General features: G+C 41.5%; 9 protein-coding genes. 8 read left to right on the top strand and 1 reads right to left on the bottom strand.

The window, feature by feature from the left end; genetic code table 11:
* The first annotated feature begins 4 nt into the window (after nucleotides 1-4).
* The 7 genes from uvrA (at nucleotide 5) to IGI64_RS06925 (ending at nucleotide 10,547) form a co-directional block, all read left to right on the top strand.
* On the top strand, nucleotides 5-2,824 hold the full coding sequence (uvrA, locus tag IGI64_RS06955) for an excinuclease ABC subunit UvrA (RefSeq protein WP_429939997.1): 2,820 nt from the start codon (nucleotides 5-7) through the stop codon (nucleotides 2,822-2,824).
* A 269-nt stretch (nucleotides 2,825-3,093) separates the two neighbouring features.
* Nucleotides 3,094-4,353 (top strand): D-aspartate ligase, encoded by a 1,260-nt coding sequence (locus IGI64_RS06950; protein WP_429939996.1) that lies wholly within the window; start codon nucleotides 3,094-3,096, stop codon nucleotides 4,351-4,353.
* A gap of 3 nt (nucleotides 4,354-4,356) precedes the next feature.
* Nucleotides 4,357-5,070 carry an amino acid racemase gene (locus tag IGI64_RS06945; RefSeq protein ID WP_429939995.1) on the top strand — a complete coding sequence of 238 codons (714 nt, stop codon included), beginning with the start codon at nucleotides 4,357-4,359 and terminating at the stop codon, nucleotides 5,068-5,070.
* 169 nt (nucleotides 5,071-5,239) lie between these two features.
* Complete coding sequence (rapZ, locus tag IGI64_RS06940) at nucleotides 5,240-6,124, top strand: RNase adapter RapZ (RefSeq protein ID WP_429939994.1); 885 nt, start codon at nucleotides 5,240-5,242, stop codon at nucleotides 6,122-6,124.
* Nucleotides 6,121-7,119: a gluconeogenesis factor YvcK family protein gene (locus IGI64_RS06935; protein WP_429939993.1), complete on the top strand. Its 999-nt coding sequence runs from the start codon at nucleotides 6,121-6,123 to the stop codon at nucleotides 7,117-7,119. Before rapZ ends, IGI64_RS06935 begins: the two co-directional genes overlap by 4 nt.
* A gap of 24 nt (nucleotides 7,120-7,143) precedes the next feature.
* Nucleotides 7,144-8,082 carry a DNA-binding protein WhiA gene (gene whiA, locus IGI64_RS06930; RefSeq protein WP_429939992.1) on the top strand — a complete coding sequence of 313 codons (939 nt, stop codon included), beginning with the start codon at nucleotides 7,144-7,146 and terminating at the stop codon, nucleotides 8,080-8,082.
* Between the two features lie 233 nt (nucleotides 8,083-8,315).
* Entirely contained in the window at nucleotides 8,316-10,547 is a 2,232-nt protein-coding gene (locus IGI64_RS06925) for an ATP-binding cassette domain-containing protein (RefSeq protein ID WP_429939991.1), read from the top strand.
* An 87-nt stretch (nucleotides 10,548-10,634) separates the two neighbouring features.
* On the opposite strand, the gene IGI64_RS06920 is transcribed toward IGI64_RS06925, so the two are convergent.
* Nucleotides 10,635-11,156 carry a thioredoxin domain-containing protein gene (locus IGI64_RS06920; RefSeq protein WP_429939990.1) on the bottom strand — a complete coding sequence of 174 codons (522 nt, stop codon included), beginning with the start codon at nucleotides 11,154-11,156 and terminating at the stop codon, nucleotides 10,635-10,637.
* A 208-nt stretch (nucleotides 11,157-11,364) separates the two neighbouring features.
* On the opposite strand from IGI64_RS06920, the gene nifJ reads away from it, so the two are divergent.
* Entirely contained in the window at nucleotides 11,365-15,045 is a 3,681-nt protein-coding gene (gene nifJ, locus IGI64_RS06915; protein ID WP_429939989.1) for a pyruvate:ferredoxin (flavodoxin) oxidoreductase, read from the top strand.
* The last annotated feature ends 83 nt before the right edge of the window (nucleotides 15,046-15,128 follow it).

The raw sequence follows: 15,128 nt of genomic DNA, 5'->3' as shown, positions 1-15,128 counted from the left end.
AGGAATGGCTAACGATAAAATTACGATTCATGGCGCTCGCGCGCATAATTTGAAAAATGTAGACGTGACGATTCCCCGCGATCAGTTTGTGGTCGTCACTGGTCTTTCTGGTTCAGGAAAAAGTTCATTGGCATTTGATACGCTATATGCAGAAGGACAAAGACGTTATGTCGAAAGTCTTTCTGCGTATGCACGCCAATTTTTAGGTCAAATGGATAAACCAGATGTCGACAGTATCGACGGATTAAGCCCTGCGATTTCCATTGATCAAAAAACGACCAGCAAAAATCCCCGTTCAACAGTCGGTACGGTAACAGAGATCAATGATTACCTTCGCTTGTTGTTTGCACGAGTGGGACATCCAATTTGTCCAAATGATCATATCGAAATCACAAGCCAGTCTGTGGAACAAATGGTCGATAAAGTATTGGAATTGCCGGAGCGGACAAAAATCCAAATTTTAGCACCAATCGTTTCAAAGAAAAAAGGGCAGCACAAAAAAGTATTCGAACGTATCCAACGTGAAGGATATGTTCGGGTTCGTGTTGACGGCGAGGTCTATGATTTAAGCGAAGTGCCAGAATTAGAGAAAAATAAGAAACATGATATTGCAATCGTTGTTGACCGAATCATTGTAAAAGATGGCGTTCGTTCACGTTTGTTCGATTCTTTCGAAGCTGCGTTGCGTTTAGCTGAAGGCTATGCGATCGTGGATGTCATTGGTGAAGAAGAAATGCTGTTCAGCGAACATTATGCATGCCCTTATTGCGGGTTTACAGTCGGTGAATTAGAACCGCGGCTTTTTTCATTCAATGCGCCATTTGGAGCTTGTCCAGATTGTGATGGATTAGGTTTGAAATTGGAAGTCGATCCGGATTTAGTAATTCCTGACAAAGAAAAAACATTACGCGAGGGAGCAATCGTTCCTTGGAATCCAATCAGCTCGCAATATTATCCGCAAATGCTTGCACAAGCTTGCGAAAGTTTCGGGATCGATATGGATACACCTTTTGATGCATTGCCAGAAGAACATCAGGAAATCGTTTTGAATGGCTCAAATGGTGAAAGCTTCCATTTCCATTATGAAAATGATTTTGGCGGTGTCCGTGACGTGGAAGTGCCTTTTGAAGGTGTTTTGACGAATATCGCAAGACGCTACCGTGAAACAAACAGTGATTTTACCAGAGACCAAATGCGTCTTTATATGACGGAATTGACGTGTCAAACGTGTCATGGGTTCCGTTTGAATCCGCAAGCACTTTCTGTGAAAATCAATGGCACGAATATTGGCGAAGTGAGCGAATTACCGATCCAAAAAGCTGTTCGTTTCTTCTCTGAAGTAGAATTATCCGAACAAGAAAAAGTGATTGCCCGTCCGATTTTGAAAGAAGTCAACGATCGTTTGAACTTCTTAGAAAACGTTGGGTTGGACTATCTGACATTGAGCCGTGCTTCTGGTACATTGTCTGGTGGTGAAGCACAGCGGATTCGTTTGGCTACGCAAATCGGTTCAAATCTTTCTGGTGTTCTTTATATCTTAGATGAACCGTCAATTGGCCTTCATCAGCGTGACAATGATCGTTTGATTGGCTCGTTGAAAAAAATGCGCGACCTTGGCAACACGTTGATTGTTGTAGAGCATGATGAAGATACGATGCGTGCAGCGGATTATTTGATCGATGTGGGTCCTGGTGCAGGTCATCAAGGGGGACAAATCGTTGCAGCTGGTACACCAGAAGAAGTAGCAGCAGACGAAAACTCATTGACTGGACAATATTTATCTGGTAAAAAAGTGATCCCAGTACCTGAAACGCGCCGTCAAGGAAACGGGGAAGCAATCAAAATCACTGGTGCAGCCGAAAATAACCTGAAAAATGTTTCTGTTTCGATTCCTTTGGGTGAATTCGTAGCAGTCACAGGCGTTTCTGGTTCAGGAAAAAGTACATTAGTGAACCAAATCTTGAAAAAAGCTTTGGCGCAAAAACTGAACCACAATTCAGCAAAACCAGGGAAATTCAAAAAAATATCGGGGTATGATTCGATTGAAAAAATCATCGACATCGACCAAAGTCCGATCGGAAGAACACCGCGAAGCAACCCTGCTACCTATACAAGTGTGTTCGATGATATTCGCGACCTCTTTGCGCAAACAAATGAAGCGAAGATGAGAGGATACAAAAAAGGACGTTTCAGTTTCAACGTCAAAGGCGGACGCTGTGAAGCTTGCCGCGGAGATGGAATCATCAAAATCGAGATGCATTTTCTTCCAGATGTCTATGTTCCTTGTGAAGTTTGTCATGGCAAACGCTATAATTCAGAAACGTTAGAAGTCCATTATAAAGGAAAGAGCATCGCAGACATTTTAGAAATGACTGTCGAAGACGCTGTGGTATTCTTTGAACCAATCCCTAAGATCCGCCGCAAATTGCAAACGATCGTTGATGTTGGTTTAGGCTATATCACAATGGGGCAGCCGGCAACGACTTTATCCGGCGGTGAAGCGCAGCGGATGAAATTAGCGAGCGAACTGCATAAATTGTCGAATGGGAAAAACTTCTATATCTTAGATGAACCAACGACTGGTCTGCATACAGATGATATTGCTCGTTTGTTGGAAGTCTTGCAGCGTTTAGTCGATGCTGGGAACACTGTCCTTGTTATTGAACACAATTTGGATGTTATCAAAACAGCGGATCATATCATTGATTTAGGTCCTGAAGGCGGAGAAGGCGGCGGCATGATCATTGCTGAAGGAACGCCGGAAGAGATTATCAAAGTCCCTGAAAGCTATACAGGAAAATACTTAAAGAAAATAATGAAGTAATGTTGCGTGAACGCAGATAAATGTCGCTATTTGTTTAAAATTAGTTAAAGAGACGTAATTTGCTTGTTTTTTTAAAAGGTATCTTCTAGAATATGGACATGGCAGTTCTATTTTTACTCCTTTGGTATAGATAGAGACTTCCTATAAGTTCAATCCGTTCAAAAAAGAATTGAGCAATCGGAGGAGTCCCCTTTGATTGCTTTTTTCTTTATGGTATGATGTTCTTTGTATAGTTAAGTAACTAGAAGATTATGAATAAGTGAGAGATTGTGATGAATAGTAATGAAGAATTTGTTCCTATTTTATTAGGAAGCGATATGAATGTTTATGGAATGGCTCGGTCATTCAACGAAGCTTATGGGAAAGTAGCCCAAGCTTATGCTTCTGATCAGCTGGCACCTACACGCTACAGCAAGATCGTTAATGTAGAAGTGATCCCAGGGTTTGACAAAGATCCTGTATTTATCCAAGAAATGCTGCGTCTGGCAAAAGAACGATATTCAGACAAAAGCAAGAAATATTTGTTGATTGCTTGCGGAGACGGCTATGCAGAATTGATTTCTCAGCATAAAGAGGAACTGTCTGAGTACTTTATCTGTCCGTACATCGACTACACGTTATTCGAAAAAATGATCAACAAAGTAAGCTTTTATGAAATTTGTGAAGAATATGGGCTCCCTTATCCAAAAACACTGATCGTCAGACAAGAAATGCTGAATGAAGGAAAACTGGACCAAGCATTGCCGTTCGATTTTCCTGTAGCGTTGAAACCAGCGAACAGTGTAGAATATTTATCTATTCATTTTGAAGGACGGAAAAAAGCCTTCATCATCGACAACCAAGAAGAGTTTGACACGATTTTAGGTCGAATCTACGAAGCTGGGTATACAAGCGAAATGATCGTGCAAGATTTTATCCCAGGTGATGACAGCAATATGCGTGTGCTTAATGCCTATGTAGATGCGGATCATCAAGTACGAATGATGTGCTTAGGTCATCCATTATTGGAAGATCCTTCTCCTGCTTCGATCGGGAACTACGTAGTGATCATTCCTGAATATAATGAAAAAATCTATCAAACAATCAAAGCCTTTTTAGAAAAAATCGAATATACAGGTTTTGCAAACTTCGATATGAAATACGATCCGCGTGACGGCGAATATAAATTATTTGAAATCAATCTTCGTCAAGGAAGAAGCAGTTTCTTCGTTACGTTGAATGGGATGAACTTGGCGCGCTTTGTGACGGAAGACCGTGTATTTGGCAAGCCGTTTACAGAAACGCAATATGGTCAAGGTCAAACAGACAAAGCTAAGTTATGGCTGGGTGTGCCTAAAAAAGTCTTTTTAAAATATGCTCGTGACAACGAAGACAAAGCAGCTGCGGAACGTTTGATCAAAGAAGGACGTTTTGGAACAACTGTTTTCTATGAAAATGACAAGTCGATGAAACGCTGGTTATTGATGAAATATATGTTCCACAATTATATTCCTCGCTTTAAAAAATACTTTTCTACGAAAGAGGGATAGCAGATGGAGAATTTTTTTAGTATCCTAGGCGGCATGGGAACGATGGCTACTGAAAGTTTTATTCGATTGGTCAATCATCGGGTAGAGGCTTCGAAAGATCAGGATTATTTGAACTACGTATTGTTCAATCATGCGACGGTTCCTGACCGTACAGCATATATCCTTGATCCAGAAAAAGAAAATCCAATGCCTTATTTATTGGATGACATCGAAAAACAAAACTTGCTGCAGCCGGAATTCATCGTGTTGACTTGCAATACAGCGCATTACTTTTTTGATGAGCTTCAAGCAGCAACAGAGATCCCGATCCTGCATATGCCTAGAGAAGCTGCCAATGAGTTGGTTTACCAAAAGACGACTGGAAAAGTAGCGATTTTAGGAACAGAAGGAAGCATGAAAGCAGGTATTTACGAAAAAGAGATCAAAAATCTTGATTTTGAAGTCGTGAAACCTGATCGAGCTCTGCAAGATAAAGTAAACCATTTGATTTATCATGATATCAAAGAAAATGACTATTTAAACAAAGAGTTATATTATGAGATCCTGGAAGAAGCAATGGAGCGGCTTGATTGCGAAAAAATCGTTCTTGGCTGTACAGAACTATCGTTGATCCAAGAATTTGCTGGAGAAAATCCTTATCCAGTCATCGATGCGCAATCGATTTTGGCTGATCGGACGATTGAAAAGGCAGAAGCGATGCGCAAAGCAGTGAAATAAACAAAACAAACGAAAAGGTTCAGCAAAGGGGCTGTTTGACATATGTCGCAGTCCCTTTTCCTTTCGTTATCGTTAAAGGGCAGAGTGATGAGCTAAGGAGCTAAAAAGTCTGGCAATGATACGCCCGGGATGATATAATAGTGATGAGCAAGAGAGGAGTTTTGATAAAATGGCTGAAAATTTACAATTAGTAATTATCACAGGGATGAGCGGTGCTGGAAAAACAGTAGCCATCCAAAGTTTTGAGGATATGGGCTATTTTTGTATCGATAACATGCCCCCTACATTGATCCCTAAATTCTGGGAATTGATCAAAGAATCAGGAAAAATCACCAAAATGGCGTTAGGCGTCGACTTGCGTTCACGTTCATTTTTTGAAGAAATCCAAAATATGCTGGTGGAAATCGAAAATACAGACTTCATCGACACATCGGTATTGTTCCTCGATGCATCAGATGAAGAATTAGTTGCCCGCTACAAAGAAACACGCCGTACACACCCAATGGCAATGGATGGATTGGTAACAGAAGGGATCCGTAAAGAACGTGCGATCTTAAATGATTTGAAAGTGCGTGCTTCTGTCGTGATCGATACCACGAAATTGACTCCTCGCCAATTGAGAGAAAAGATCAATCATATATTCAAAACAAAAGAAGACAGAGGTTTTCGGATCGAATTTGTTTCTTTCGGATTCAAATATGGTTTGCCGATCGATGCAGATATCGTGATGGATGTCCGCTTTTTACCAAATCCCCACTATGTGCCTGAATTGCGTCCATTAACAGGTTTAGATAAACCCGTTTATGACTATGTGATGTCATTTGATGAAACAGGACTGTTTTATGACAAATTCCTGGACTTGCTGAAAACGATCCTTCCCGGGTATGTAAAAGAAGGAAAAAGCAGCTTGACAGTAGCAATCGGCTGTACGGGCGGACAACACCGGTCAGTAGCACTTTCTGAACGTTTAGCTAAAGCGCTTGGGGAAGAATATAAAACAAATGTTACCCATCGCGACAAAGATAAGCGGAAAGAGACGGTGAATCGTTCGTGAAAATGAAAACTTACCGTATCCGCAAGCCTAAAATCGTTGTCGTGGGCGGCGGTACTGGTTTGCCAGTCATTCTTAAAGGGCTGCGTAACCAAGGCGCGGACATCACAGCTGTGGTAACCGTTGCAGATGACGGCGGCAGCAGCGGAACGATCCGTGAATCGATCCAAATGGCGCCACCAGGAGATTTGCGTAATGTCTTGGTAGCCTTGTCAGATATGCCTCAATTTTATGAAGATATCTTTCAATATCGCTTTAAAAAAGAAGACCAGTTTCTTGCCAATCATTCGATCGGAAATCTGATCATTGCGGCCATTTCAGAAATGCGGGGCAGTACGTATGAAGCGATCCAGCTGCTGTCAAAAATGATGCACGTAGACGGCCATGTTTATCCTTCTTCTGAAACACCGTTGACACTGCATGCTGTTTTCAAAGACGGCACAACAGCAATCGGCGAGTCCAAAATCGCTTTAGATAGAAAAACGATCGACCATGTATTCGTGCGGAATACGACAGATCAAGGGGAAGCGAAAGCAGCCCGAAAAGTAGTTTCTGCTATCATGGATGCGGATATGGTTGTTTTAGGACCAGGAAGTCTATTTACAAGTATTTTACCTAATCTTGTTATCCGAGAAGTAGGTGAAGCATTAGTTAAAACAAAAGCAGAAGTTGTCTATATCTGCAATATCATGACGCAAAAAGGCGAGACAGAACATTTTACAGATGCAGACCATGTGCGTGTGTTAAATGAACATCTGAATAAACCTTTTATCGATACTGTACTAGTCAATACAGAAAAAGTACCAGACGGATATATGGACCCTGAGATCTACGATGAATATCTTGTTCAGGTAGGCCATGATTTTGCTGGTTTGCGCGAGGCAGGCTGCCGTGTCATCTCAACAGACTTTTTACAGCTGAGAGACGGCGGTGTTTTCCACGATGGAGAAAAAGTCGTAGCTGAATTGTTCCAACTCGTATTCGGCGCGAAATATTGAAAGCAGGAAGGGGGAGGATAGACCATGTCATTTGCGGCAGATGTCAAAAAAGAACTAACAAGTTTGGAAGTTCATCGTGAACACGCAAAAGCAGAACTAGCGGCTTTATTACGAATGAATGGTTCGTTAGGAATTGTCAATCAGCAGTTCATCTTGAACGTCCAAACAGAAAATGCGGCAATCGCAAGACGTATCTATTCTCTTTTGAAAGATCATTATGACGTCAGAAGCGAGCTTCTCGTCAGGAAAAAAATGAAATTGAAAAAGAACAATGTATATATCGTTCGGTTGAAACAAGGAACGAAAAAAGTCCTTATTGATTTGGATATCATGGATGGAATGATGTTCAATGGTCATGTTTCAAAAGAAATCATGGGGAACGCCCAAAAAATGCGTTCTTATCTTCGCGGTGCGTTCATGGCTTCCGGATCAGTCAATAATCCAGAGACCAGCCGTTATCATTTAGAAATCTATTCCATCTATGAACAGCATAACCAAGATATCTGCGACATGCTCAATTATTACGGACTGCATGCGCGGACATTGGAGCGCCGGAACGGATATATCTCTTATCTGAAAGGTGCCGAAAAAATTGCTGATTTTCTGACATTGATCGGTGCAACAAACTCAATGCTGCGTTTTGAAGATGTGCGGATCGTCAGAGATATGAGAAATTCGGTAAATCGTTTAGTGAATTGCGAAACGGCGAATTTGAATAAAACAATTGATGCTGCCTCAAAACAAATCGAGAATATCGAGTTGATCGAAGCGAAAGTCGGTTTGCAATCCTTGCCTGAAAAATTACAGGAAATCGCTGAATTGCGCTTGCAGCATCCAGAAGTAAGTTTGAAGGAATTAGGTGAGATGATCCCATCTGGTGCGATCTCAAAATCGGGAATCAATCATCGCATCCGTAAAATCAATGAATTTGCTGAAAAATTGAGAGAAGAAGCAGTGTTGTAAAAATAAGTAAAAATTATTCAACATAAAATCACTGTGTCTCGTAAATGCAGAAATGCGTTGTGATTGGCTGAGCAGCTTTTGCCTCAGCCTTTTTTCATACATAAAATAACTTTAGTTCTTATGAAAAAACGCTTGCTTTTTCTTTTGAGTTTTGGCAAACTATAATTTCCGGCTGCTAACGGCAAGGGTCTTTTGCCGAAGATTCTACTAATCTATTTCAAAAGGAGAAAGCGATGAAAGAATACATTGAATTGATCCATGCAAGGGAAAATAATCTGAAAAACATTGATTTGCGTATCCCCAAAAACAAAATCACGATTTTTACAGGAGTCTCTGGTTCCGGAAAATCATCAATCGTGTTTGACACGATTGCACAAGAAGCAGGACGACAGTTGAACGAAACATTCAGCAGTTTTGCCCGAATGTTTTTACCAAAATACGGCAGACCGGATATCGATGAAATCAATCATTTATCCACTGCTATCATGATCAATCAGAAAAAACTTGGCGGGAATGCACGTTCAACATTAGGAACAGTTACCGATATACAAGCATTATTTCGGATTTTATTCTCTCGTTTCGCTACTCCAAGTCTAGGCTATGCCAATGCCTATTCATTTAACGACCCGCAAGGAATGTGTCCAACATGCCAAGGAATCGGGAAAACAGTGACATTGAATCTTGAAGCAGCAATCGATGCAGAGCGTTCATTGAACGAAGGCGCTATTTTACTACCAAATTTCTCTACAGGTACTTGGTATTGGAAGATGTACGCAGAAACAGGAATGTTTGACCCTGATAAAAAAATAAAAGATTACAGTCCCGAAGAATATCAGCGTTTGGTTTATGGGAAAGCAGAAAAAATCACGCTTGCAGATACTGGTGACATGAATGTGACGTATGAAGGAATTGCGACACGCTTTATGCGGACCCATGTACACACAGAAAAAGAAACAACGAAAAAATCAGCGAAAATCCTCGAAGATTTCACAGTGATGGGCGTTTGTCCAGAATGTGAAGGGAAGCGGTTCGCTGCAGAAGTGTTAGATTCACGGATAGAAGGATACAATATTTATGATTTGACGGCTATGGAACTAACGCTGTTGATCGACGTATTAGAAAAGATCGACGAACCTTCAAATCACTCGATTATTGCAAATATCAAAAAACGAGTGCAGGATCTAATCGATATTGGATTAGGTTATGTGACTTTGACACGGGAAACAGGCAGTTTATCTGGAGGAGAGTCGCAGCGGGTGAAGATGGTCAAACAGTTAGCCAGCAGTTTGACCAATCTGATGTATATCTTTGATGAGCCTAGTACTGGTCTGCACCCAAGAGATGTCCATTTGCTGAATGATTTGCTGCGGAAAATCCGTGATGAAGGAAATACCGTTTTGGTGGTGGAACATGATCCAGATGTTATCAAAGCAGCAAATTATATCGTTGATGTAGGTCCGCATGCCGGGAGCCGCGGAGGCGAGATCATGTACACTGGTGATTATGAAGGGTTATTGACTTCAGGTACGCTGACAGGAAATTATTTGAAACATGAACTGCCGGTGAAAAAAGAAGTACGTTCCTTTGACGAAACCTTCAGCAGCAGCAAAAGTTCCTTGCATAACCTGAAAAATGTCTCTCTGGAAATTCCTAAAGGTGTGTTCACTGTGATTTCCGGTGTTGCTGGTTCCGGTAAAAGCACCTTGGTCAATCAGGTGTTTGCAAAAGATTTTCCAGAAGCGATCCGAATCGACCAAAATCCGATCCATACCAATAAACGATCGAATCCAGCAACCTATACTGGGATCATGAACAGTATTCGAAAAGCATTCGGCAAAGCTAATGATATGGATGCTGGGTATTTCAGCTACAATTCCAAAGGCGCCTGTCCAGAATGCGGAGGATCTGGTGTAATCGAGTTGAACCTTTCGTTTATGGACAAGTCAGAAGTCGTTTGCACCAACTGTAATGGTAAGCGATATGACCCAAATGTGCTGCATCACCTGTACCGCGGCAAGAATATCGTGGAAGTCATGGACATGACGATCGAAGAAGCACTGGCATTTTTTGAAGAAAAAGATATCCAGCGCAAATTAGGAAATCTGCAAGAGGTTGGTATTGATTACTTAACACTTGGTCAACCAATGGATACTTTATCAGGTGGGGAAGCACAACGTTTGAAACTGGCAAATGAGCTGAAGACTAACGGCAATCTTTATATTTTGGATGAGCCGACGACGGGTCTTCATATGTCGGATGTCGAAAATGTGATCCGGATCATCAATAATCTGGTAGACAAAGGAAATACTGTAGTAGTGATTGAACACAATGTAGATGTCATCAGAAGCGCAGACTGGATTGTTGACCTTGGACCAGAAGGCGGTTCAGGAGGCGGTCAGATTCTTTTCGAAGGGACGCCAGAAGGTTTGAAAAAATCAGAAACGATTACAGGCCGTTATATATAAGAGTCAGATCCAGATAAAAGTATAATAAAAAAGCAGCAGATCAATCCTTGATTTGCTGCTTTTTCTATTTAGAGATAAAATTTCTGGCTATTCGCCATCAAATACAAGCTGATGTAATTCTTCGTAAGTGATTGACTCATCGAAAATCGATTCGCCGATAATCACTGTTGGCACGAAGCGGATCGTTGCAGCGGCAGCTTCGTCGATGATTTCTTGAGCATCTGACTGTTCTTGTTTTTTCAAACCAAGGATTTTTTCTGCGTATTCAGCAACTTCAGCAAGGCTAAGTTGTTTCCAATCAGGTTGTGTTTGGTAGATTTTTTTGATGTCTTTGATTGCTTGTGCGCCGTCGTTTTTTGTCACATAACGGTGCATAACGTTCCCTCGCTGCAAGCTTTCTTTTTCTTTGTCGAAGAGTTTGAATACTCTTTGGGCTTTTCCCTCTGCAACAGCTTGTTCAAGCAGTTCATAAGATTCTTCAAACCATTGGCGAGAATAAGGGCATGCCAAGTTCACGAATTCGATCACTTTTTTCGGTGCATCTTCTGCGCCGTATTTGATCCCAAATTCTGTATTGGTTTTTGAAGCATCGATAATTGAAATATCCATTTTGTTTCCTCCTTTGTTCTTCGGTACTCATTGTACTCATTTTTTGACGAAAAAGGTAGTTTTTTGTTTGCAATAAATAAAGTCTGCCCTTTGAACAAGACAAGTGAATAATCGAATTTGCTTTGGATTTATTGATGTAAAATAACATACTAATTACGGTTCTTTTAAGGTATAATGAATGAGAAAATCTGAACAAGGATGATGAAAAATGCGAAAAATGAAGACAATGGATGGCAATACTGCTGCAGCGTATATCTCTTACGCATTTACAGAATTAGCAGCAATCTATCCAATTACGCCCAGTTCAACGATGGCGGAACTAGTAGATCAATGGTCAGCTGCCGGAAAAGAAAATCTTTTTGGCCAGCCTGTCAAAGTCGTTGAGATGCAATCAGAAGCAGGAGCGGCAGGAGTCGTCCACGGTTCGTTGAAAACAGGTGCATTGACTACAACTTATACAGCGTCGCAAGGACTGCTTTTGATGATTCCAAATATGTACAAAATCGCGGGAGAACTGCTGCCAAGCGTTTTTCATGTAGCCAGCCGAGCTGTAACAACAAATGCGTTGAATATCTTTGGCGATCATGGTGACGTGATGGCTGCCAGACAAACAGGCTTTGTCATGTTGGCAGAAAGCAGTGTTCAAGAAGTAATGGATTTGGCTCCCGTAGCACATCTTGCATCCATTGAGGCAGAATTGCCTTTTTTGAACTTTTTTGACGGGTTCCGTACTAGTCATGAGATCCAAAAAATCGAAGTGCTGGAATACGCAGAATTAGCACCATTGATCAATCAGGAAAAACTAGCAAAATTCCGCCGCAGAGGGATGAATCCTAACCACCCGACAGTTAGCGGAACAAATCAAAATCCAGATATCCATTTCCAGCAAAGAGAAACAATCAATCCATATTACCAAAACGTACCAGAAATCGTGAAAAAATATATGGACGAAATCAACCAGCTGCGAGGAACAGATTATGACTTAGTAACCTATCATGGTGCAGAAGATGCAGAAGAAATCATTATCTCAATGGGTTCAGCAGCCCAAACGATCGAGCAGACAGTAGATCATCTCAATCGTTCTGGTCGAAAAACGGGGTTCTTGAATATTCATTTGTATCGGCCATTCCCAATCGAAACATTACTGGAAAAATTGCCGCAAACGGTACGCTCGATTGCGGTATTGGATCGCAGCAAAGAACCTGGAGCGGGTGGTGAACCTTTATTATTAGATGTGCAAAGTGCAATCTATGATGCAGAGGTTCGTCCGACGATCATTGGCGGACGCTATGGGCTGGGCTCAAAAGATCTGACACCTGATCAAATCGTCGCTGTTTATGATGAATTGAGAAAAGAAAAAGCGGCAATGAAAAAACGATTTACTTTAGGGATCGTTGACGATGTGACCTATACTTCTTTAGAAACAAAAGGAAAGTTGGATCTGACACATCCAGATACGTACCAAGCGAAATTTTGGGGATTTGGTTCAGATGGAACAGTAGGGGCCAACAAATCAGCAATCAAAATCATTGGCGACCATACAAATAAGTATGCACAAGGTTATTTCTATTATGATTCCAAAAAATCTGGCGGATTGACTGTTTCTCATTTGCGTTTTGGGGATTCGCCGATTCAATCGCCGTATTTGGTGGAACATGCTGATTTTATTGCTTGTCATACGCCGGCGTATCTTCATAGTTATGATTTGACAAAAGGGTTGAAGCCAGGCGGAACGTTTTTGCTTAATACGCTTTGGAGCGATCAGCAGCTAGAAACACATCTTCCAATCAAGTTAAAACGCTTTTTAGCAGAAAATGATATCCAATTTTACACGATCAACGCCATGAAACTTGCGCAAGAAGTTGGTTTAGGAAGACGGATCAATACCGCGATGGAAACGGCCTTTTTCAAACTTGCAGGCATTATCCCATTTGAAGAAGTATTGCCGATTCTAAAAGAAGAAGCCTTGAAAAGTTACGGGCATAAATCAATGAAAATCGTAGAGAAAAATATCCAGGCAATCGACCGAACAGTAGAATTGCTGCATAAAGTTTCTGTGCCAGAACATTGGAAAGAATTGGAAATGCCGGTGAAAAACAATCGCCGTTCAAATAAATATATCCAAGAGATCTTAGAACCAATCAACGCACAAGAAGGGGACCAGCTGACAGTTGGCACTTTGGCAGCAAACCATATGACAACGGGTGAAATGCCCCTGGGAACAGCATCTGTTGAAAAACGCGGGGTTGCTTTAGAAGTACCTGAATGGATCAGCGACCGCTGTACGATGTGTAATGAATGTGCATTTGTCTGTCCGCATGCAGCTATTCGCCCGTTCTTGGCAGATGAAGAAGAAATGGAAGAAGCGCCAGAAGGATTTATCGTACGTAAAATGCGTGGCGCGGATGGTTTAGACTATCGTATCCAAGTTTCCATTGAAGATTGTACTGGCTGTGGTTTATGTGTCGAAGCTTGTCCGGCAAAAGGTAAAGCATTGGTCATGAAACCATACGAGGAACAAAAAGAACAAGCAGTCAACTGGGCTTTTGCTATGACATTGAAACAAAAAGAAAATCCGGTAAAAGGCAAAAATACTGTTTTATCGACCCAATTCAATCAACCACTATTAGAATTTTCTGGTGCTTGTTCCGGATGCGGCGAAACGCCTTATGTAAAATTATTGACGCAAATGTTTGGAGATCGAATGATGATTGCCAATGCTACAGGGTGTTCTTCGATTTGGGGAGGTGCTTCGCCGGCATCGCCGTATACGACGAATGAATGCGGACAAGGGCCTGCGTGGTCGAATTCACTATTAGAAGATAATGCAGAATTCGGTTATGGCATGCTTTTAGCTGCCCAAACAAGAAGAGAAGCTTTAGCAGAAAAAATGCAGCAAGTATTACCAAAAGTTTCTTTAGAGTTGCGTGCATTGATGGAAGATTGGCAAGAACATCTTTTTGACAGCGAAGGAACACAACAGCGTGCAGCAAAATTAAAAGCAGCGATTGCGCAAGAAATGGCAGATGTACCAGAGCTGCAGCTGATTTATCAAGAAAATGATATTTTTGTGAAAAACAGTCAATGGATGATCGGCGGCGATGGCTGGGCATATGATATCGGATTTGGCGGTATCGATCATGTCCTTGCCAGCGGAGCAGATGTGAATATCCTTGTCCTGGATAATGAAGTTTATTCAAATACAGGCGGACAGACATCGAAAGCAACCCCGGCATCAGCAATCGCAAAATTCTCTGCCAGCGGAAAATATGCGTCGAAAAAAGATCTTGGGATGATGGCTATGACGTACGGAAATGTCTATGTTGCCCAGATTGCTTCAGGAGCAAATCAAATGCAGACGATCAAAGCGTTTGAAGAAGCAGAAAAATTCCCTGGACCATCATTGATCATTGCGTATACACCATGTATCACACACGGATTATTTGGCGGGATGCGCGAATCGATCAAAGAAGCACAAGAAGCAGTATCTTCTGGTTATTGGTCCTTATACCGCTACAATCCATTGTTGCGGGAAAAAGGGAAAACCCCAATGTCTCTGGACTTTAAAAAACCTGCTTTTTCAGAGATGGCAGATTTCATGAGAAAACAAGTTCGTTTCTCTTCTTTGGAAAATACCCAACCAGAAGCAGCAAAACAATTATTTGAGAAAACAGTCTCTGACGCCAAAACGCGTTTTTATAACTATGCAGCACTTGCAGGAGAAGCAGAAAAGATTCGCGCAAAATTAGAACCAGAAGCAGCTCCTGCGGCAAAAGCTGAAAGAAAACCAAGAGAAAAAACAGCGGACCCTGAAGCAGAAGCCCGCAGAGCAGCCCGTAGAGCAGAAAGAGCAAAAAAACGAAAAGAGAAAAATGCAGCAGAAGAATAAACCCAGTAAAACTTCGAGTTGGAAATAAATGTTATTTTCTTGAAAATTACGTACTTTTTCTCATAAAAAGTGGTCTGGCAGAC

This window comes from Enterococcus sp. DIV0210g (assembly GCF_050559705.1).
Taxonomy (GTDB): Bacteria; Bacillota; Bacilli; order Lactobacillales; family Enterococcaceae; genus Enterococcus_B; species Enterococcus_B faecalis_A.
The sequence above is the reverse complement of the archived record's forward strand: the minus strand, read 5'-3'. Positions and strand labels throughout refer to the sequence as shown.